We start from the raw sequence: 19578 nt of genomic DNA on the forward strand, positions 1-19578 counted from the left end.
CTTGTGGCGAGGGAGCTTGCTCCCGCTGGGGCGCGACACAAGGCCCCTCATTGGCGGCGCGACACAAGGCGGCTGCTTCGCAACCGAGCGGGAGCAAGCTCCCTCGCCACGGTCATTGTGTCAGCTCAAACATCCGCTTTAACACCGCATTCAAGCCATTACTGCGCGACGGCGACAGCTGTCGCGACAATCCCAGCTGATTGAACCAGTCCGGCAAGTCCACCTGTTGCAGCTCGGTGGCGGACAACCCATTGACCCTCGCCAGCAACAACGCCACTAACCCGCGGATCAACCGCGCATCGCTGCTGGCGGAAAATTGCCAGTGCCCCTCATCCAGCCGTCCCACCAACCACACCTGACTTTCACAGCCATTGACGAGGTTGGTGTCGCATTTATCCGCATCGCTCAGCGGCGGTAGGCGCTCGCCCCATTGCATCAGCAGTCGGGCGCGCTGTTCCCAGCCCGATGCGTCCTGGAAAATGTGCAGCGCCGCAGCGGCATCGGCCGGCAGGCTCATCGGAGCATCTCCAGGGCCTGGTCCAACGCTTCGAAGAAGCGCTCGATATCGGCGGAATCGTTGTACAGCGACAGCGACACCCGAATAGCCCCCGAAAGCTTCAGATGCTTGAACAGCGGCATGGCGCAGTGATGCCCGGCGCGTACGGCGATGCCTTGCTCGGTGAGCAGGTGGGCCAGGTCGGCGTTGTGCACGCCGTCGACCACGAAGCTCACCAGCGCCAAGCGCGGGTTGCCCACCAGGCGCACACCGTTGCGCGCCAGTAGCCCGTGAAGCAGATAGTCATGCAACGCCGCTTCATGGTCGATAACGGCTTGCGCATCAAGGCCGGACAGGTAATCCAGGGTCGCTCCCAGGCCGATCACGCTGGCAATCGGCGGCGTGCCGGCCTCAAAGCCCAGCGGCGCCGGGCGGAACGTGGCGCTGTGGTAGTCGGCCTGTTGCACCATTTCACCGCCGAACTGCCAATGGCGCAGTTCGCGAAGCGCTTCAGTGCGGCCGAACAGCACGCCCAGCCCGTCGGGGCCGTAGAGCTTGTGGCTGGAAAATACGTAGAAGTCGCAGCCCAGCGCCTCCACATCGTGGCGGCCGTGAACCACACCCTGGGCGCCGTCGATTACCGTCAGCGCACCCTGGGCCTTGGCCAGCGCCAGCAGCGCCGGCAATGGCTGCCAGGCGCCCAGCACGTTGGACAACTGGCTCACCGCCAGCAAGCACGTACGCGGGCCGATCAGTTCGGCGGCGGCGCCAGGATCGATCACCCCGTCGCCATCCAACGGCAACACCACCAGCGTCAACGAGCGGCGCTCGGCCAGTTGTTGCCAGGGCAACAGGTTGGCGTGGTGCTCCAGGGCGCTGATGACGATTTCATCGCCCGGGTTGAACTGGTGTTCCAGCCCGTAGGCCAACAGGTTCAACGCAGAAGTGGCGCCATGGGTGAAGACGATCTGCCCGCAATCTCCTGCGTTGAGCCATTGCGACACCTTGAGTCGGCTGTCCTCGAACGCCTGGGTGGCGTGAGCGCCCGGCAAATGTTGCGCACGGTGCACGTTGGCGGCGCCATTGGCGTAGTAATGCGCCAGGGCATCCAGCAGGACTTGGGGTTTTTGCGTGGTGGCGGCGTTGTCCAGGTAGGTCTGGCCTTGCCGTTGCAGGGCGGCGATGGCCGGGAAGTCGGCGCGCCAGGGAGAGGGCAAAAGCATGGTGGTCAAGACTCGTTTGGGCGGGCCGGGCGTCGATGATACGCGCCCGGCCGCTCCATTGGCACGCCGCTTAGTTGTGTGCGTGCAGTGCTTCGTTCAGCTCGATGGCCGATTTATGGGTTTTGCATTCCACAGCGCCAGTCTCGGAGTTGCGGCGGAACAGCAGGTCGGGCTGGCCGGCCACGTCGCGGGCCTTGACCACTTTGACCAGTTGGTTGTTCTCATCCAGCAACGCCACTTTGGTGCCGGCGGTCACGTACAGGCCCGACTCCACGGTGTTGCGGTCGCCCAGCGGAATACCGACGCCGGCGTTGGCGCCGATCAGGCAGCCTTCGCCGACCTTGATCACGATGTTGCCGCCACCCGACAGGGTGCCCATGGTGGAGCAACCGCCGCCCAGGTCCGAGCCCTTGCCGACGAACACACCGGCCGATACACGGCCTTCGATCATGCCCGGGCCTTCGGTGCCGGCGTTGAAGTTGACGAAACCTTCGTGCATGACGGTGGTGCCTTCGCCCACGTAGGCGCCCAGGCGGATCCGCGCGGCATCGGCGATACGCACGCCGGCCGGGACCACGTAGTCAGTCATTTTCGGGAACTTGTCCACCGAGAACACTTCCAGCCACTCGCCGCGCAGGCGGGCTTCGAGCTGGTGTTCGGCCAGTTCGCTCAGGTCGATCGCGCCCTGGCTCGTCCAGGCGACGTTCGGCAGCAGTGGGAAAATGCCGGCCAGGTTCAGGCCGTGGGGCTTGACCAGGCGATGGGACAGCAGATGCAGCTTGAGGTAAGCCTCAGGCGTGGAAGTCAGCTGGGCGTCTTCGGCCAGCAGCGTGGCGACCAGTGGTTTGTGGCTTTCGGCCAGGCGAGTCAGCAGCGCGGCTTGTGCGGCATCGACGCCCTTGAGCGCTTCAGCCAGTTGCGAGGCCTGGGCGGTGGTGAAAGTGATGGCCTGGTTGCCTTCGCTGTAGCCAAGAACCGGCGCGATGGCAGCGACGATGTCGGCTGCGGGGTTGAGCAACGGCTGGGCGTAGAACACTTCCAGCCAGGCGCCTTGACGGTTTTGTGTGCCGACACCGAAGGCCAGGCTGAACAGGGTAGTGGACATGAAATTACCTCTACAAAATGGACTGGGCAGGCTTATTTGATCTCTGCCGCATAAATATCTGGCTTGAAGCCAATCAGGGTTCGGTCACCGAGATCGAGCACCGGGCGCTTGATCATCGAGGGTTGGGCGAGCATCAGTTCGATGGCTTTCGTCTGGTCGAGATCGGCTTTACGTTCGTCGTCGAGTTTGCGAAAGGTCGTACCTGCGCGGTTCAACACCACTTGCCAGCCATGCTCGTTGCACCATTGGGTCAGGTGCTCACGGTCGATGCCGACGGTTTTGTAATCGTGAAAGTCGTAGCGCACAGCGTGTTCATCGAGCCAGGTGCGCGCCTTTTTCATGGTGTCGCAGGCTTTGATGCCGAAAAGGTGCAACGTTTTGCTTGAATCGGTCAAGGAACTGCCCCCTTTGCAGGTACTGGAAATAAAAGGTAGAGGATTATGCCATGACCGAGCGGTTTCGGCTGCGGTGGGGGAACCGTTGCGTTCGGATACCGCCCGCTGCGACCAATGGGTAACGGTAGCAGCACAGCTTAAACGGCTAATATGGCACTTCAACGGCAAGCTGTTGCCGGATGTGTGTGTCGCTGTCATTGGAAACTCGTTATGCAAAGCGCTTATACCGTCCTGATCCTGTTGATGTTGGTGGGCGTTTCGCGCCTGATCGGACGGCTGATCCCTCTGCCCTTGCCCTTGGTGCAAATCGGCGCAGGTGCCTTGCTGGCCTGGCCGTCCCTGGGGCTGCACGTCACCCTTGATCCCGAACTGTTCCTGTTTCTGTTTCTGCCGCCGCTGCTGTTCTCCGACGGCTGGCGCATGCCCAAGCGCGAGTTGTGGCGCCTGCGCGGGCCGATCCTGACGCTGGCGGTGGGGCTGGTGCTGTTCACGGTGGTGGGCGCCGGTTATTTCATTCACTGGCTGTTGCCGAGTATCCCACTGCCGGTGGCCTTCGCCCTGGCGGCGGTCCTGTCGCCGACCGACGCCGTGGCGGTGTCGGCGATAGCCCGGGACCGCTTGCCCGCTCCCCTGATGCATATGCTCCAGGGCGAAGCGCTGATGAATGATGCCACGGGCCTGGTGACCTTCAAATTTGCCCTGGCGGCGGCCATCACCGGGGTCTTTTCCCTGGCCAATGCCAGCTTGACCTTCGTACTGGTGGCGGTCGGCGGCCTGTTGGTCGGTGTGCTCCTGAGTTGGCTGATGGGCCGTCTGCGGGCCTGGATGATCGCCCGGGGTTGGGACGACCCGGCCACTCATGTGGTGTTCATGTTGCTGCTGCCCTTCGCCGCCTATGTGCTGGCTGAGCGATTGGGTGCATCAGGGATCCTCTCGGCGGTGGCGGCGGGGATGATGCAAAGCTGGCTCGACCTGCTGCCACGCCAGACCGGCACGCGGCTGCTCAATCGCAGTGTCTGGTCACTGCTGGAGTTTGCCTTCAACGGCTTGATCTTCCTGCTGCTGGGCCTGCAATTGCCGGACATCATCAAGGCTGTGACCCGCCACGAAGCCACGCTGTGGCCGACACTGTTTTACAGATGCCTGGATGTGATGGTGATTTTCCTTGTGCTGCTGATGCTGCGGTTTATCTGGGTGCAAAGCATCTGGCGCCTGTCCGGGCTGTTACGCCACTGGCGCGGCGAGGGCGAACTGACCCTGGTGCCGACCGCACGTTCTTGCTGGCTGTTGACCTTCGGTGGGGTACGCGGTGCGGTGACATTGGCGGGTGTGATGTCGGTGCCGTTGCTGTTGGGGGCGGGTGCTGAGTTTCCCGAGCGAGACTTGCTGATCTTTATTGCCGCCGGGGTGATTCTGCTGTCGTTGATCGCGGCCTGCATCGCGTTGCCGCTGCTGCTGCGCGGTATCGAGAAGAGCCCCGACGACAAACGTCGCAACGAAGTGCGCGAGGCCTGGCGCAAAACCGCTGAAGCGGCGATTCATGCCTTGGAGGTAGAAGAACCGGCCGAAGCGGTCACCGCGCCGGATGCGGCGCAGGCGGCATTGGCAACGGAGGTCAAGGCTCGGTTGATGTCCGAATACCGTCATCAACTGGACGTGTTCAACGATTCCGCCGAAGCCCAGGCACTGGCATTCGAGATGGACCTGCTGGAGCGACGGCTGCGCTTGAAGGCCTTTCGGGCGCAGCGTCTGGAGTTGTATCGCCTCAGCCGTCACCACCAGATCGGTGACGACGTGCTGCGCGAAGTGCTGGGGGAACTGGATTTGGCTGAGGCGAATCTGAGGTTGGCGAAGTAGGATATAACCGACACAAGGCCACAGGGGTTTCGGTCTGACAGACGCGCCGAAGCTTCCGACAAGTTTTTAAGGTTGTCCGTCGGAAGCGAGCGCTCTAGCCTCTGGGTGTCGCTGCCAATTCAGCGATCGGATGTGAGAATCCGAACAACCTCTAGGAGCACAGGCTTCTGTACCATTGGGCGCAGGGCTTTACATACTTCAGCTCTAGGGAGCAATTCGATGGTCAAAGAATCCCCAAACGCACCAAAATCCGCGTCCTCTTTCCCTTACGGCGACTACGCCCCCGAAAAGCTGCAAGAGGCCGCTGATCGTGCGCTGGATTTCTACCTCAAGCCTGACGACAGCGAGTCAGAACCCAAACCTCCGGCACAGCTGTTCACCGTGGTGGACACTGTCGATACCGAAGTCCTGCTAGCCAACCTCAGCGAAACCCTGGCCTCGGCCAATGCGATGCTCAGCGACCTTGCCTTCGATCTGGATGGCTCGCGGCGGCATGTGGCGTTGGGGGTGGCGCAGATGATTGAGTTGGGGGCGTTGTTGGCGAACAAGGCCTTGGACCGGGTAGAGCTTCGGACTTGATGCAATAAGTGCCGGCCTCATCGCGAGCAGGCTCGCTCCCACAGTGGATTTGTGTTGCTTGTAAAGCTTGTGATCGACACCAGACCCTGTGGCGAGGGAGCTTGCTCCCGCTGGGGCGCGAAGCGGCCCTAAAACCGGACAACGCGGAACATCAGGCAGATTGAGTTGACTGCTTTGGGGCTGCTACGCAGCCCCGCGGGAGCAAGCTCCCTCGCCACAACACCGCTTATGCGTGGGCCTCTTCCTGCTCAGGAATCAGCCGCACTTCTACCCTCTGACCCAACGCACGAGCTGCGCTGGCAAGCGTTGCCAGCGTCATTCCCGCATCGTCCTGATCCAGTGCGCGATCAACAGCAGTGCGACTGGTGTGCATCCGCTGGGCCAAGGCTTTTTTGGTCACTTTCTGAAGCTTCATTGCTTCGGCAATCTGCCAGGCAATAACGCGTTTGAGCGCAGCTGCGGAAACTTCTTCGGCGATACCTTGCTCGGCGAGGAAGTCGTCAAAATCAGATCCGATGTGCTTGTTCATTTGCTGTGCCTCATAGTCTTGCTTTGCGCTGCTTGGCGGTTGCCATGTCGGTGGTTGGCGTTTTTTGACTTTTCTTTATGAAAGCGTGGAGTAGAACCATGTCAGAGCCCACCACGGTGAAGAGAACGCGGGCGATGGTATCTCAGAGGTCAATCCTGACCTCCCATAGCCCAGTGTCCAGCTTGCGAACCACCGGCATACCTATCGGCCAACCAATCTGAACGGTTTTGATGTCAGTCCCGATCATCCGTCTGTGGTCGCGAGGCAAGTCAGTCAGCCATTCGCGAACGGGTTCATTCCCGGCGTCTGTGCGGAAGAAACGTACGTTCAGTATGGGGGCGATATCAATCATGAATGAAGTGTACCGAAATAGGTGCATTGCGCAACCCAGGAGTCACTGAGAATTTGTACAGGGCCCCAAGATTGCGGTGTGTCAGAGCACTGCTTGGGGCTGCTGCGCAGCCCAGCGGGGATAAATCCCCTCGCCACAACAGCAGTTCGCTCAAATCCTGGTGCAGCCATCAACCCCGACGCTGAATGAATGCGCGGATCCGCTCCGCCGCTTCGACGCATTCAGCCAACGGCGCGACCAGGGCCATGCGCACACGCCCGGCCCCCGGATTGACGCCATCCACTTCCCGGGACAGGTAGGAACCCGGAACCACGGTCACGTGTTCCTGTTCGAACAGGTCACGACAGAACGCCGCATCGTCGCCCGCCACGTTTGGCCACAAATAGAAGCTGCCGTCTGGGCGCTGCACGTCCAGCACCGGGCTGAGGATCTCCAGCACCGCGTCGAATTTCTCCCGGTACAGCGCCCGGTTGGCCCGTACATGCACTTCGTCGCTCCATGCAGCGATGCTCGCCAGTTGGGTCTGAACCGGCATCGCGCAGCCGTGGTAGGTGCGATACAGCAAGAAGCCCTTGAGGATGTCCGCATCGCCGGCCACAAAACCGGAACGCAGGCCGGGCAGGTTGGAGCGCTTGGACAGGCTGTGGAACACCACGCAGCGCTTGAAATCCTTGCGCCCCAGTTCGACGCAGGCGTTGAGCAGCCCCGGCGGCGGGGTTTGTTCGTCGAAGTACAGTTCGCTGTAGCACTCGTCTGCGGCGATCACGAAGTCGTGCTCATCGGCCAGGGCGATGAGTTTCTTCAGCACATCCACCGGAATCAATGCGCCGGTCGGGTTGCCAGGGGAACACAGGAACAGGATCTGGCAGCGTTTCCAGATGTCCGGCGAGACGGCATCGAAATCCGGATTGAAGCCATTCTCGTCCAGGCAGGGCAGGTAATGCGGCTTGGCCCCGGCCAGGAACGCCGCGCCTTCATAAATTTGATAGAACGGGTTCGGGCTGACCACCAGGGCATCGTCGCCACGGTTGACCACGGTCTGGGTGAAGGCGAACAGGGCTTCACGGGTGCCATTGACCGGCAGCACGTGGCGCGCCGGGTCAAGCCAGCCGGCCGGCACGTTGAAACGTCGCTCGCACCAACCGGTGATGGCTTCGCGTAGCGCCGCAATGCCCAGTGTGGTCGGGTAGACAGCCATCTGGTCCAGGTTGCTGGACAGGGCGTCGGCCACGAAGCTCGGCGAACGGTGTTTGGGCTCGCCGATGGACAGGGCAATCGGGCGCTTGTCCGGGTTTGGCGTGACGCTGCCCAGCAGGGCGCGGAGCTTTTCGAACGGGTAGGGCTGCAACTGGTTCAGGGCGTTGTTCATCGGGGCCTCGTCAATGTGGGCGCGGTCCTTGTGGGAGCGAGCCTGCTCGCGATAGCGGTGGGTCAGGCAACATCAATGCTGGATGTTGCGCCGCCATCGCGAGCAGGCTCGCTCCCACATTAGGGGAAGTTCGTTGATTCAGATATTGATACGCGTCAGGTTGGCATCGGGCTCCTGGTTCACGCTCAAGTGCCGCTCCATTTCCTCCTGCAGGCGGCTGCACAGCTGCGGATCGGACAACGGCTGGTTGTGAGCGTCGGTGATGAAAAACACGTCTTCCACCCGCTCGCCGAGGGTGGCGATCTTGGCGTTTTGCAACGACAGGTCGAACTCCAGGAAAATATGCCCGACCCGCGCCAGCAGGCCCGGGCGGTCCGGGGCGCTGAGTTCCAACACCGTGACCTGGCGTTGGGCGTCGTTGTGGATCGTGACCTGGGGGGCGAACGCGAAGTGTTTGAGCTGGCGAGGCACCCGCCGCTGGATGATGGTGGGGTAGTCCGCCGGGTTGCGCAGGGCCTCGGTGAGGCCGTCGCGGATCTGCTTGACCCGCGCCGGGTTGTCGCCAATCGAGTCGCCGTCGGTGTCGAGCACGATGTAGGTGTCGAGGGTGAACTGGCTGCTGGACGTAATGACTCGGGCGTCGTGAATGTTGAGGTTGAGCTGGTCCATCGCGGCCACGGTCACGGCGAAGAAGTCGTGCTGGTCCGGGGCATAGATGAAGATCTGCGTGCCGCCCTCGAATTCGCGCTGGGTGGTTTCCTTGATCAACACCAGCGGCCCGCCATCAGCCGGCTGCTGCAGGATCGCCTCGCTGTGCCAGGCCACGTCGCCAGCGGTATGCCGCAGGAAATAGTCATCGCCCAATTGCGACCAGAGCTGCTCGACATCGTCCGGGTCGGTGCCGCCGCGCACCAGGATGTCCAGGGCGGCGCTTTGGGTCCGGCGGATCTGCTCTTCGCGGTCCACCGGGTTTTCCAGGCCGCGGCGCAAGGCGCGCTTGGTCTCGGTGTAGAGCTGGCGCAGCAGGCTGGCGCGCCAGGAATTCCACAGGCTCGGGTTGGTGGCGTTGATATCGGCCACGGTCAGCACGTAGAGGTAATCCAGGCGCGTTTCATCACCGACGATCTGGGCGAAGTCATGGATTACCTGCGGATCGGACAAGTCCTTGCGCTGGGCGGTGGTCGACATCACCAAGTGGTTTTGCACCAGCCAGACGATCAGCCGGCTGTCCCATACGGGCAGTTGGTGTCGCTGACAGAACGCCTCGGCGTCCACCGCACCGATCTCGGAATGATCGCCTTGGCGGCCTTTGCCGATGTCGTGGTACAGCCCCGCGATGTAGATCAGTTCGGACTTGGGCAGCTTGCCCATGAGCTTGCTGGCCAGCGGGAATTTTTCCGATACCTGGGTGTATTGCAGCTTACGCAGGTGCTTGATCAGGTTCAGGGTGTGAGCATCGACCGTATAGATGTGGAACAGGTCGTGCTGCATTTGCCCGACGATGAAGCCGAATTCCGGCAGATAGCGCCCGAGAATCCCGTAGCGGTTCATGCGCCGCAGGTTGCGGTGCACGCCGATCCTGCACTTGAACAGCTCAATAAACAGGCTTGTATTGCGGATGTCGTGGCGGAAATCGTCATCGATCAGGTGACGGTTTTCCCGTAGCAGGCGAATGGTGTCGGCGCGAACACCCTTGATTTCCGGCTGCTGGGCCATGAGCACGAAAATCTCGAGCATGGCGAAGGGCGTGCGGCGGAATACGTTGGCGTTGCGCGCTTCGATATACCCGTCGTGCAGCTGGAATCGGGAGTTGATCGGTTGCGGCGGCGCTTCGTCTTCGGGCGCCAGGATGACTTCCTCGAAGTGCTGGATGATCAATTCACTGAGCTGGGCGATGCTCATCACCACCCGGTAGTACTGCTGCATGAAGTTTTCGATGGACTGCTTGGCATCCTGCCCTTCGAAACCCAGCAGGCCAGCAATGGAGCGCTGGTGGTCGAACAACAAGCGGTCTTCGGAGCGCCCGGCCAGCATGTGCAGGGCGTAGCGGACCTTCCACAGGAATTCCTGGGACGAGGCCAGCAGGGCGTTTTCGCTTTCCACCAGGAAGCCTTCACCGGCCAAGGCCCGCAGGTTCAGCGTGCCGTACTGGCGACGGGCAACCCACAGGATCGTCTGGATGTCCCGCAGCCCGCCGGGCGAGCCTTTGACGTTGGGTTCCAGGTTGTATTCAGTGTCGTTGTACTTGTGATGGCGGGCCTTCTGCTCGGCGTGCTTGGCCAGGAAAAAGTCCTTGCTTGGCCACATGTGCGCCGTGCTGGTGACGTCGAGCATGCGCAGGCGCAGGCGCTCGGGGCCGGCGATGGTGCGGCTTTCCATCAGGTTGGTGATCACTGTCAGGTCGGCGCGTGCCTCGTCGGCGCACTCCTGTACCGAGCGCACGCTCTGGCCGACTTCCAGGCCGATGTCCCACAGCAGCGTCAGGAAACGCTCGATGGAGTCGCGGAAAACCTCATGATCGGCGCTGTCCAGCAGAATCAGCAGATCGATGTCGGAGTAGGGGTGCAGTTCACCACGCCCGTAGCCACCCACCGCCACCAGGGCGATGTCGGCATCTTCGCTCCAGTTGAACTGCTCCCAGGCCTTTTGCAGGATGTTGTCGATGAACCAGGCTCGATCCTCAATCAGCCGACGAATATCCCGGCCGCTGCGAAAGCGCTGGTCGAGCACTTCGTGGGCCTGGCGGATCGCCTTCTTGAAGGCCGCGATAGGGCTTGCCTTCAGGGCCAGTTCAGCCTGGAACTGGCCGCGGTCGAAGAGTTCGGGATCCACCTGCGGCATCGAATGACTTTCCTTTCTATCTATAGCTATAGGCTGAGTTCGGGTCAGGCGGAAACGCGAGGGATAGTGTCGTCGTTGCGCAGGGTAAAGATTTCGTACCCGGTCTCGGTGACCAGCAAGGTATGTTCCCACTGGGCCGATAGCTTGCGGTCCTTGGTGATGGCCGTCCAGCCATCGCCCAGTACCTTGGTGTCGGCGCGACCCTGGTTGATCATCGGTTCGATGGTGAAGGTCATGCCCGCCTGAAGCTCCATGCCGGTGCCGGCACGGCCGTAGTGCAGGATCTGTGGTTCTTCGTGGAAGACCTTGCCGATGCCGTGTCCGCAGAATTCGCGGACCACCGAGAAGCCGTTCTTCTGCGCGTGCTTCTGGATCACTTCGCCGATGTCCCCCAGGCGGCAGCCCGGTTTCACCAGTTCAATGGCCATGTACATGCATTCCTGGGTGACTTTCGACAGGCGCTGGGCCCACTCCGGCACGTTGCCGACATGGAACATGCGGCTGGTGTCGCCGTGGTAGCCGTCCTTGATGACGGTGACGTCGATATTCACGGTGTCGCCATCCTTCAATGGTTTTTCGTTGGGGATGCCGTGGCAGACCACGTGGTTGATCGAGGTGCAGATCGACTTCGGGAAGCCTTTGTAGTTGAGCGGAGCCGGGATGGCTTTCTGCTCGTTGACAATATAGTCGTGGCAGATGCGGTCCAGCTCTTCGGTGGTAACGCCCGGCTTGACGTGCTCGGCAATCATTTCCAGCACGTCGGCGGCGAGTTTGCCCGCGACACGCATTTTTGCGATGTCCTCGGGGGTCTTGAGGGTGACGGTCATACAGGCTCTCTCTGCGCCCGGCGGCGCTGTTCAAAACGAAATGGGCAGCGGATGATGATCCGGGCAGCCCTGAAAGACGCGATTCTAACAGACGATCAGTACAAAGAACTCTCCAGCCTGGAACTCTGTGGCGAGGGGATTTATCCCCGCTGGGGCGCGTAGCGGCCCCCAGACCAGGCGGCGCGGTGTATCAGGTCGATTGAGTCGTCTGGTGTGGGGCTGCATGCAGCCCTGCGGGGATAAATCCCCTCGCCGCAGAGGTTTTCAGAATCCGTGTTCCGTTTTCGCCCTTGCTGTGGTATAAAATGCGCCGCTTTCCGGGGATGACCCCGTAAGCTTAAATCCACACACGTGTCGACACGATGACCTGGGTGCCTTCGGCTTTATAGTCGCTGGTTGGTCATTGGGATACGTGGAGGCCAAACCCGACTTATCAAGGAACTATCATGTCCCAAGTCAATATGCGCGATATGCTGAAGGCCGGTGTGCACTTCGGTCACCAGACCCGTTACTGGAACCCGAAAATGGGCAAGTACATTTTCGGCGCGCGTAACAAGATCCACATTATCAACCTTGAAAAAACCCTGCCGATGTTCAACGAAGCACTGACCTTCGTAGAGCGCCTGTCCCAGGGCAAAAACAAGATTCTGTTCGTCGGCACCAAGCGTTCCGCTGGCAAGATCGTTGCTGAAGAAGCAGCACGTTGCGGTTCGCCGTACGTCGATCACCGCTGGTTGGGCGGCATGCTGACCAACTTCAAGACCATTCGTGCTTCCATCAAGCGTCTGCGTGACCTTGAAGTCCAGTCCGAAGACGGTACTTTCGCCAAGCTCACCAAGAAAGAAGCGCTGATGCGCACTCGCGATCTTGAGAAGCTGGACCGCTCCCTGGGCGGTATCAAGGACATGGGCGGTCTGCCTGACGCACTGTTCGTGATCGACGTTGACCACGAGCGCATCGCGATCACCGAAGCCAACAAGCTGGGTATCCCGGTCATCGGCGTTGTCGATACCAACAGCAGCCCGGAAGGCGTTGACTACATCATCCCAGGCAACGATGACGCCATCCGCGCCATCCAGCTGTACATGGGTTCGATGGCTGACGCTGTTATCCGTGGTCGCAACAATGTTAATGGCGGCACCGAAGTTTTCGCTGAAGAAGCTCCGGCAGCAGCCGCTGAGTAATTGACGCCCTGGCGTTGACTCAGTAAGCAAAAAGGGGGCTTGGCCCCCTTTTTGCCACCTCGAAAACCATTTGTAAGCAGCGCAGCTACAGCATCTGTAACGTGCAGCGGCTAACAAGGGTGGTTCGGGAAGAATTGAACGCCCGTTCAATCGGGTGGAATGGTTGAAAACCTATCCAAGAGGATTTTGAAATGGCAGAGATTACTGCAGCGTTGGTCAAAGAACTGCGCGAGCGTACCGGCGAAGGCATGATGGACTGCAAGAAAGCCTTGACCAAGGCTGGCGGCGACATCGAGAAAGCCATTGATGATATGCGTGCTTCGGGCGCTATCAAGGCTGCCAAGAAAGCTGGCAACATTGCCGCTGAAGGCGCGATTGGCATCAAGGAAGACGGTAAAGCTGCCGTTATCATTGAAGTCAACTCGCAGACTGACTTTCTGGCTCTGCAAGACGACTTCAAAGCATTCGTTGCTGCCAGCGTAGAAAAAGCATTCGCCGACAAACTGACCGACGCAGCTCCGCTGATCGCCGCTCAGGAATCGGCTCGTGAAGCACTGGTTGCCAAAGTAGGCGAAAACGTCAATATCCGTCGTCTGGTTCGTATCGAAGGCGATGTTGTCGGTTCTTACCTGCACGGCAACAAGATCGGCGTAGTTGTAGCTCTCAAAGGCGGCAACGTGGAACTGGCCAAAGACATCGCGATGCACGTCGCTGCCAGCAACCCTGAGTTCCTGCTGCCGTCGGAAGTTTCCGCTGATGCCATCGAGCGCGAAAAAGCCGTGTTCATGCAGCTCAACGAAGACAAGATCAAAGGCAAGCCAGCCGAAATCGTTGAAAAAATGGTTTCCGGTCGTATCACCAAGTTCCTGGCTGAAGCCAGCCTGGTTGAGCAGGCGTTCGTCAAGAACCCTGAAGTCAAGGTTGGTGAACTGGCTAAGAAAGCCTGCGCTGAAATCGTTTCCTTCACCTACTTCAAAGTGGGCGAAGGCATCGAGAAGCCAGTAGACAACTTCGCTGAAGAAGTTGCTGCTCAGCTGGCTGCCAGCAAGCAATAAGACAGTTTTTCAACTGTCGCCCTGAAGAGGCTGCCCGCTTACGCGCGCAGCCTCTTTTCGGATGGGGATGCCGATTTTTATTGGTTTCCTGTCGGAACTGGCTTACAAAGCCGTGTTCCGATGGCGCTGTGTCAGCGTCAAGCTTGGCTTTGTACGAAAAGTCGCGCAGGCACTTTCGTGCAAAGGCTAGAGTGAACGCAGGCTGTAAACAGCTTGCAAAGAATTTTCGAAAATACGCCGCAGGAGAGATTCGCAATGGCTCAGCAGGGCAGTGGTTATCAGGCTCGCTATAAACGCATTCTACTCAAGCTTAGCGGCGAGGCCCTGATGGGCTCGGAAGAGTTCGGGATCGATCCGAAAGTCCTGGATCGCATGGCGCTGGAAGTCGGCCAGTTGGTCGGGATCGGCGTGCAAGTAGGCCTGGTCATCGGCGGCGGCAACCTGTTCCGCGGTGCAGCGCTGAGCGCGGCCGGCATGGATCGGGTCACGGGCGACCACATGGGCATGCTGGCCACTGTGATGAACGCCCTGGCTATGCGCGACGCGCTGGAGCGTGCCAATATCTCGGCCATCGTGATGTCGGCCATTTCCATGGTCGGCGTGACCGATCACTACGACCGTCGCAAAGCCATGCGCCACCTCAATGCCAAGGAAGTGGTGATTTTTGCCGCCGGTACCGGTAATCCGTTCTTCACCACGGATTCGGCCGCTTGCCTGCGGGGGATCGAGATCGATGCCGATGTCGTGCTCAAGGCAACCAAGGTCGATGGTGTCTACACTGCCGACCCGTTCAAAGACCCGCATGCCGAGAAGTTCGATCATCTGACCTACGATGAAGTGCTGGATCGCAAGCTGGGTGTAATGGATCTGACGGCTATCTGCCTGTGCCGCGACCACAAGATGCCGCTGCGCGTCTTTAACATGAACAAGCCCGGCGCCCTGCTGAATATCGTGCATGGCGGCGCCGAAGGAACACTGATCGAGGAAGCTCAATAATGATCAACGAAATCAAGAAAGACGCTGAACAGCGCATGCAGAAGTCCCTGGAGTCCCTGGCGCACAACTTCGGTCGTATTCGTACCGGCCAGGCGCACCCAAGCATCCTTGAAGGCGTGATGGTGCCGTACTACGGTTCCGACACCCCAATCAAGCAAGTGGCCAACATCACTGTCAAAGATGCTCGTACCCTGCAGGTCGTTGCCTTTGAGCGCAACATGCTGGGTGCGGTCGACAAGGCCATCGGCAGCGCCGGCCTGAACCTGAACCCGACCAACCTGGGTGAGTTGCTGTTGATTTCCATGCCGGCCCTGACCGAAGAAACCCGTAAGGGCTTCACCAAGCAGGCTCGTGATGTGGCTGAAGACGCCCGCGTTGCGGTGCGCAACATTCGCCGTGATGCCAACAGTTCGCTCAAGGACCTGGTCAAGGAAAAGGAAATCAGCGAAGACGAAGAGCGTCGCGCCACTGGCGAGATTGATGATCTGACCAAGAAGTACGTGGCTAAAATTGACGCGGATTTGGCACAGAAAGAAAAAGACCTGATGGCCGTATAAGGGTCTCGTTTTTATGGATAAGACCAAGCAGGCCATGTCGTTCGCGGTGCCGCGCCACGTGGCGATCATCATGGATGGCAATAACCGCTGGGCCAAGAAGCGCTTTATGCCTGGTGTTGCCGGGCATAAGGCGGGGGTCGATGCGGTTCGCGCGGTCATCGAGGTGTGCGCCGAGGCGGGCGTTGAGGTGCTGACCCTGTTCGCGTTCTCCAGCGAGAACTGGCAGCGTCCGGCCGATGAGGTTAGCGCCTTGATGGATCTGTTCCTCAAGGCTCTGCGGCGTGAGGCCAAGCGGCTCAACGAGAACCGCATCAGTCTGCGCATCATTGGAGATCGCTCGCGCTTTCATCCAGAGTTGCAGGCCGCGATGCGAGAGGCCGAGACCGCGACGGCTGGTCCTGATCGATTTGTCCTGCAAATTGCCGCCAACTATGGCGGTCAGTGGGACATTGCCCAGGCTGCCCAGCGGCTGGCGCGGGAAGTCCAGGCCGGGCATCTGCGGCCCGAAGACATCACGCCAGAGCTGTTGCAGACCTGTCTGGCTACCGGCGACCTGCCGTTGCCGGACCTGTGCATCCGCACCGGTGGCGAGCACCGCATCAGTAATTTCCTGCTCTGGCAGCTGGCCTACGCCGAGCTGTACTTCTCCGACCTGTTCTGGCCGGACTTCAAACACGAAGCCATGCGCACTGCGCTGGCCGATTTCGCTTCCCGTCAACGTCGTTTCGGTAAAACGAGCGAGCAGATCGAAGCTGGAGCCCGGCTTTAATGCTAAAACAACGAATCATCACAGCCCTCATCCTGTTGCCTATTGCCCTGGGCGGGTTTTTCTTGCTCGACGGTGCAGGCTTTGCGCTGTTCATCGGGCTGGTCGTGACCTTGGGGGCGTGGGAGTGGGCGCGTCTGGCAGGTTTTGCTGCGCAGTCGGCGCGCGTAGCCTTTGCCGTGGCCGTAGCCGCCATGTTGTTCGTCATGTATCTGGTGCCGGGCATTGCGCCTTGGGTGTTGGGGGCGTCGGTGCTGTGGTGGGCGGCGGCGACTTTCCTGGTATTGACCTATCCACAGACCGCACATCATTGGGCCAACGCAGCGACCAAATTGATGATTGGCCTGTTAATCCTGTTGCCTGCCTGGCAAGGGCTGATCTGGATCAAGCAAGGCGAGCTGGGTAACTGGCAGATCTTGGCCGTGATGGTGCTGGTCTGGGGTGCCGACATCGGGGCTTATTTCTCCGGTCGGGCCTTCGGCAAGCGCAAGCTCGCACCGAAAGTCAGCCCCGGCAAGAGCTGGGAAGGCGTCTATGGTGGCCTGGTCCTGAGCCTGGTGATCACGGCTGTGGTCGGCTTCGTGCGTGACTGGACTGTCGGGCAAATGCTGGTGAGCCTGTTTGGCGCAGCCCTCATTGTGTTTGTGTCGGTGGTCGGGGACCTGACCGAGAGCATGTTCAAGCGTCAGTCCGGGATCAAGGACAGCAGTAATCTGTTGCCTGGTCACGGCGGCGTGCTGGATCGCATCGACAGCCTTACTGCCGCGATCCCGATCTTCGCCGTGCTCCTGTGGATGGCGGCATCGTGAGTCGTGCTCAACAGATCACCGTCCTGGGGGCTACCGGTTCGATCGGGCTGAGTACGCTTGACGTTATCGGTCGGCATCCGGACCGCTACCAAGTGTTCGCGCTCAGCGGCTTCACGCGCCTGAGTGAGTTGCTGGCGTTGTGCATACGCCACACGCCGCGATTTGCCGTGGTGCCTGAGGCCGGCGCGGCGCGGGCATTGCAGGACGACCTGCGAGCGGCCGGTTTACCTACGCGCGTATTGGTGGGCGAGGAGGGCCTGTGTCAGGTGGCCTCCGCCCCGGAAGTCGACGCGGTGATGGCGGCTATCGTTGGTGCGGCGGGCTTGCGGCCGACGCTGGCGGCGGTGGAGGCCGGCAAGAAGATCTTGCTGGCCAATAAAGAAGCGCTAGTGATGTCCGGCGCGCTGTTTATGCAGGCTGTGCGCAAAAGCGGCTCGGTACTGCTGCCCATCGACAGCGAGCACAATGCGATTTTTCAATGCATGCCGCAGGATTTTTCCCGTGGGTTGGGTGCGGTGGGCGTCCGGCGGATTTTGCTGACAGCGTCCGGTGGTCCGTTCCTGCAGACACCAATGGAAGAATTGGTGCATGTTTCACCTGAACAGGCCTGTGCTCACCCGAACTGGTCCATGGGGCGCAAGATTTCCGTGGATTCGGCCAGCATGATGAACAAGGGGTTGGAGCTGATCGAGGCCTGCTGGCTGTTCGATGCCAAGCCGTCCCAGGTCGAGGTGGTGATCCACCCGCAGAGCGTGATTCACTCCCTGGTGGACTATATAGACGGTTCGGTGCTGGCCCAGTTGGGCAATCCGGACATGCGCACGCCGATTGCCAATGCGCTGGCCTGGCCGGAGCGGATCGATTCGGGTGTAGCGCCGCTCGACTTATTCACCATCGCTCGCCTGGATTTCCAGGCGCCCGATGAGCAGCGCTTCCCGTGCCTGCGTCTGGCGCGGCAGGCGGCCGAGGCGGGCAACAGTGCCCCAGCCATGCTCAATGCCGCCAACGAAGTGGCGGTGGCAGCGTTTCTCGATGGACGTGTCCGTTACCTCGAGATCGCGAGTATCATCGAGGAGGTCTTGAATCTCGAGGCTGTGGTTGCGGTCGACGATCTCGACGCGGTATTCACGGCGGACGCCAGGGCTCGCGGGCTGGCGAGCCAATGGTTGAAGCGCCACGGGCGTTGAGGCTGCGGTACGTTAGCCAGGGTTACCCTGGACAGGATTGCGGAGAAAACAGATGAGCGCGCTCTATATGGTTGTCGGCACCCTGGTTGCGTTAGGGGTGTTGGTCACATTTCACGAATTCGGTCATTTCTGGGTCGCGCGTCGCTGTGGCGTCAAAGTGCTGCGTTTTTCTGTGGGCTTCGGCATGCCTCTGTTGCGTTGGCACGACAAGAAAGGCACTGAGTTCGTCGTGGCGGCCATTCCCCTGGGCGGCTACGTGAAGATGCTCGACGAGCGCGAAGGTGAAGTGCCTGCCGATCAGCTCGACCAATCCTTCAATCGCAAAACCGTCCGTCAGCGTATCGCTATCGTAGCGGCGGGGCCGATCGCCAACTTTCTGTTGGCCATGTTTTTTTTCTGGGCGCTGGCCATGCTGGGCAGCGAGCAGGTACGTCCTGTCATTGGCGCGGTCGAGGCCGGGAGCATTGCCGCTCGGGCCGGGCTGGGCGCAGGTGAGGAAATCGTCGCGATCGATGGCGAGCCGACGTCGGGCTGGGCGGCGGTCAACCTGCAGTTGGTTCGACGTCTGGGCGAGAGCGGTTCGTTGCAGTTGATGGTGCGTGAGCAGGGCTCCACCGCGGATTCGCCCCGGGAGCTGATGCTGGATAACTGGCTCAAGGGTGCCGACGAGCCTGACCCGATCCGCTCCCTGGGTATCCGTCCATGGCGTCCCGCGTTGCCACCCGTGCTCGCCGAGCTTGATCCGAAGGGCCCGGCCCAGACCGCAGGCCTGAAGACTGGCGACCGGTTGCTGGCGCTTGATGGCCAGCCGGTCAGCGACTGGCAGCAGGTGGTCGATTCGGTTCGTTTACATCCTGATGCCAAAATTGTCCTGCGCGTCGAGCGCGATGGTGTTTCAATCGATGTCCCGGTAACCCTGGCCGCCCGTGGCGAGAGCAAGGCACCGACCGGTTACCTGGGGGCAGGTGTCAAGGCTGTCGAGTGGCCGCCGGAGATGATTCGCAAGATCAGCTTCGGCCCTGTGGCGGCAATTGGCGAGGGTGCGCGTCGTACCTGGACCATGAGTGTCCTGACCCTCGACTCGCTCAAGAAAATGTTGTTCGGCGAGCTCTCGGTAAAAAACTTGAGTGGACCGATAACCATTGCTAAAGTGGCGGGCGCTTCTGCCCAGTCGGGCGTCGCTGATTTCCTGAATTTCCTTGCTTATCTGAGCATTAGCCTGGGAGTTTTGAATTTGCTGCCCATCCCGGTACTGGATGGAGGGCATTTGTTGTTCTATCTGATCGAGTGGGCGCGTGGTCGTCCCTTGTCGGATCGGGTGCAAGGTTGGGGGATACAGATCGGTATCAGCTTGGTGGTCGGGGTCATGTTACTTGCTCTGGTCAACGATCTGGGTCGTCTGTAACGCTCGCTGAATCGCGAATCTGCCGCATTTTGCGGCAGTTTGTTTA

Annotated in this window: 18 protein-coding genes and 1 pseudogene; 10 read left to right on the plus strand and 9 right to left on the minus strand. The window is 60.5% G+C overall.

Features of this window, described 5'->3' with window-relative positions:
- Positions 1 to 112: 112 nt before the first annotated feature.
- From ACA047_RS06325 to ACA047_RS06340, 4 genes are all read right to left on the minus strand, one after another.
- The gene (locus ACA047_RS06325; protein WP_497357672.1) at positions 113 to 517 is read right to left on the minus strand and encodes a SufE family protein; all 405 of its coding nucleotides are present in this window, start codon (positions 515 to 517) and stop codon (positions 113 to 115) included.
- Positions 514 to 1719 carry a cysteine desulfurase gene (locus tag ACA047_RS06330; RefSeq protein ID WP_497357674.1) on the minus strand — a complete coding sequence of 402 codons (1206 nt, stop codon included), beginning with the start codon at positions 1717 to 1719 and terminating at the stop codon, positions 514 to 516. Before ACA047_RS06330 ends, ACA047_RS06325 begins: the two co-directional genes overlap by 4 nt.
- 70 nt (positions 1720 to 1789) lie before the next feature.
- Complete coding sequence (gene dapD, locus ACA047_RS06335; RefSeq protein WP_497357676.1) at positions 1790 to 2824, minus strand: 2,3,4,5-tetrahydropyridine-2,6-dicarboxylate N-succinyltransferase; 1035 nt, start codon at positions 2822 to 2824, stop codon at positions 1790 to 1792.
- Positions 2825 to 2856: 32 nt separating this feature from the next.
- Positions 2857 to 3219 (minus strand): ArsC family reductase, encoded by a 363-nt coding sequence (locus tag ACA047_RS06340; RefSeq protein WP_135843912.1) that lies wholly within the window; start codon positions 3217 to 3219, stop codon positions 2857 to 2859.
- A 210-nt stretch (positions 3220 to 3429) separates the two neighbouring features.
- Here ACA047_RS06340 and ACA047_RS06345 point away from each other — a divergent pair, with 210 nt between their 5' ends.
- Both ACA047_RS06345 and ACA047_RS06350 read left to right on the plus strand, forming a co-directional pair.
- Positions 3430 to 5076, plus strand: coding sequence for a Na+/H+ antiporter (locus tag ACA047_RS06345; protein WP_497357678.1), 1647 nt, complete (start codon positions 3430 to 3432; stop codon positions 5074 to 5076).
- Between the two features lie 219 nt (positions 5077 to 5295).
- Positions 5296 to 5655, plus strand: a complete 360-nt coding sequence (locus ACA047_RS06350; protein WP_497357680.1) for a DUF6124 family protein — start codon at positions 5296 to 5298, stop codon at positions 5653 to 5655.
- Between the two features lie 226 nt (positions 5656 to 5881).
- Here ACA047_RS06350 and ACA047_RS06355 read toward each other — a convergent pair whose 3' ends face one another.
- The 5 genes and pseudogenes from ACA047_RS06355 to map form a co-directional block, all read right to left on the minus strand.
- Positions 5882 to 6184, minus strand: a complete 303-nt coding sequence (locus ACA047_RS06355; protein WP_497357682.1) for a Fis family transcriptional regulator — start codon at positions 6182 to 6184, stop codon at positions 5882 to 5884.
- 10 nt (positions 6185 to 6194) lie between these two features.
- Positions 6195 to 6563 (minus strand): annotated as a pseudogene (locus ACA047_RS06360) (type II toxin-antitoxin system RelE/ParE family toxin).
- Between the two features lie 142 nt (positions 6564 to 6705).
- Positions 6706 to 7905 carry a succinyldiaminopimelate transaminase gene (gene dapC, locus ACA047_RS06365; protein ID WP_497357684.1) on the minus strand — a complete coding sequence of 400 codons (1200 nt, stop codon included), beginning with the start codon at positions 7903 to 7905 and terminating at the stop codon, positions 6706 to 6708.
- A gap of 138 nt (positions 7906 to 8043) precedes the next feature.
- Positions 8044 to 10746: a [protein-PII] uridylyltransferase gene (locus tag ACA047_RS06370; RefSeq protein ID WP_497357686.1), complete on the minus strand. Its 2703-nt coding sequence runs from the start codon at positions 10744 to 10746 to the stop codon at positions 8044 to 8046.
- 44 nt (positions 10747 to 10790) lie between these two features.
- Complete coding sequence (gene map, locus ACA047_RS06375; protein WP_497357688.1) at positions 10791 to 11573, minus strand: type I methionyl aminopeptidase; 783 nt, start codon at positions 11571 to 11573, stop codon at positions 10791 to 10793.
- Positions 11574 to 12019: 446 nt separating this feature from the next.
- Here map and rpsB point away from each other — a divergent pair, with 446 nt between their 5' ends.
- From rpsB to rseP, 8 genes are all read left to right on the plus strand, one after another.
- Entirely contained in the window at positions 12020 to 12757 is a 738-nt protein-coding gene (rpsB, locus tag ACA047_RS06380) for a 30S ribosomal protein S2 (RefSeq protein ID WP_497357690.1), read from the plus strand.
- A gap of 191 nt (positions 12758 to 12948) precedes the next feature.
- Positions 12949 to 13812, plus strand: coding sequence for a translation elongation factor Ts (gene tsf, locus ACA047_RS06385; protein WP_497357692.1), 864 nt, complete (start codon positions 12949 to 12951; stop codon positions 13810 to 13812).
- A 255-nt stretch (positions 13813 to 14067) separates the two neighbouring features.
- Positions 14068 to 14808, plus strand: coding sequence for a UMP kinase (gene pyrH, locus ACA047_RS06390; RefSeq protein WP_497357694.1), 741 nt, complete (start codon positions 14068 to 14070; stop codon positions 14806 to 14808).
- Positions 14808 to 15365, plus strand: coding sequence for a ribosome recycling factor (frr, locus tag ACA047_RS06395; RefSeq protein ID WP_497357696.1), 558 nt, complete (start codon positions 14808 to 14810; stop codon positions 15363 to 15365). Before pyrH ends, frr begins: the two co-directional genes overlap by 1 nt.
- 13 nt (positions 15366 to 15378) lie before the next feature.
- Entirely contained in the window at positions 15379 to 16134 is a 756-nt protein-coding gene (gene uppS, locus ACA047_RS06400; RefSeq protein ID WP_497357698.1) for a polyprenyl diphosphate synthase, read from the plus strand.
- Positions 16134 to 16940, plus strand: coding sequence for a phosphatidate cytidylyltransferase (locus ACA047_RS06405; RefSeq protein ID WP_497357700.1), 807 nt, complete (start codon positions 16134 to 16136; stop codon positions 16938 to 16940). The genes uppS and ACA047_RS06405 overlap by 1 nt, the downstream gene beginning before the upstream one ends.
- Positions 16937 to 18127 carry a 1-deoxy-D-xylulose-5-phosphate reductoisomerase gene (gene ispC, locus ACA047_RS06410; RefSeq protein WP_497357702.1) on the plus strand — a complete coding sequence of 397 codons (1191 nt, stop codon included), beginning with the start codon at positions 16937 to 16939 and terminating at the stop codon, positions 18125 to 18127. The genes ACA047_RS06405 and ispC overlap by 4 nt, the downstream gene beginning before the upstream one ends.
- Positions 18128 to 18179: 52 nt before the next feature.
- The gene (gene rseP, locus ACA047_RS06415) at positions 18180 to 19532 is read left to right on the plus strand and encodes a sigma E protease regulator RseP (protein ID WP_497357704.1); all 1353 of its coding nucleotides are present in this window, start codon (positions 18180 to 18182) and stop codon (positions 19530 to 19532) included.
- The last annotated feature ends 46 nt before the right edge of the window (positions 19533 to 19578 follow it).

It is taken from the genome of Pseudomonas sp. LBUM1664 (assembly GCF_059695895.1).

Bases quoted from the DNA above. Each gene is read 5' to 3' on its own strand.
- ACA047_RS06325 (WP_497357672.1), bottom strand. From the start codon at position 517: ATGAGCCTGCCGGCCGATGCCGCTGCGGCGCTGCACATTTTCCAGGAC.
- ACA047_RS06330 (WP_497357674.1), bottom strand. From the start codon at position 1,719: ATGCTTTTGCCCTCTCCCTGGCGCGCCGACTTCCCGGCCATCGCCGCC.
- dapD (WP_497357676.1), bottom strand. From the start codon at position 2,824: ATGTCCACTACCCTGTTCAGCCTGGCCTTCGGTGTCGGCACACAAAAC.
- ACA047_RS06345 (WP_497357678.1), top strand. From the start codon at position 3,430: ATGCAAAGCGCTTATACCGTCCTGATCCTGTTGATGTTGGTGGGCGTT.
- ACA047_RS06350 (WP_497357680.1), top strand. From the start codon at position 5,296: ATGGTCAAAGAATCCCCAAACGCACCAAAATCCGCGTCCTCTTTCCCT.
- ACA047_RS06355 (WP_497357682.1), bottom strand. From the start codon at position 6,184: ATGAACAAGCACATCGGATCTGATTTTGACGACTTCCTCGCCGAGCAA.
- dapC (WP_497357684.1), bottom strand. From the start codon at position 7,905: ATGAACAACGCCCTGAACCAGTTGCAGCCCTACCCGTTCGAAAAGCTC.
- ACA047_RS06370 (WP_497357686.1), bottom strand. From the start codon at position 10,746: ATGCCGCAGGTGGATCCCGAACTCTTCGACCGCGGCCAGTTCCAGGCT.
- map (WP_497357688.1), bottom strand. From the start codon at position 11,573: ATGACCGTCACCCTCAAGACCCCCGAGGACATCGCAAAAATGCGTGTC.
- rpsB (WP_497357690.1), top strand. From the start codon at position 12,020: ATGTCCCAAGTCAATATGCGCGATATGCTGAAGGCCGGTGTGCACTTC.
- tsf (WP_497357692.1), top strand. From the start codon at position 12,949: ATGGCAGAGATTACTGCAGCGTTGGTCAAAGAACTGCGCGAGCGTACC.
- pyrH (WP_497357694.1), top strand. From the start codon at position 14,068: ATGGCTCAGCAGGGCAGTGGTTATCAGGCTCGCTATAAACGCATTCTA.
- frr (WP_497357696.1), top strand. From the start codon at position 14,808: ATGATCAACGAAATCAAGAAAGACGCTGAACAGCGCATGCAGAAGTCC.
- uppS (WP_497357698.1), top strand. From the start codon at position 15,379: ATGGATAAGACCAAGCAGGCCATGTCGTTCGCGGTGCCGCGCCACGTG.
- ACA047_RS06405 (WP_497357700.1), top strand. From the start codon at position 16,134: ATGCTAAAACAACGAATCATCACAGCCCTCATCCTGTTGCCTATTGCC.
- rseP (WP_497357704.1), top strand. From the start codon at position 18,180: ATGAGCGCGCTCTATATGGTTGTCGGCACCCTGGTTGCGTTAGGGGTG.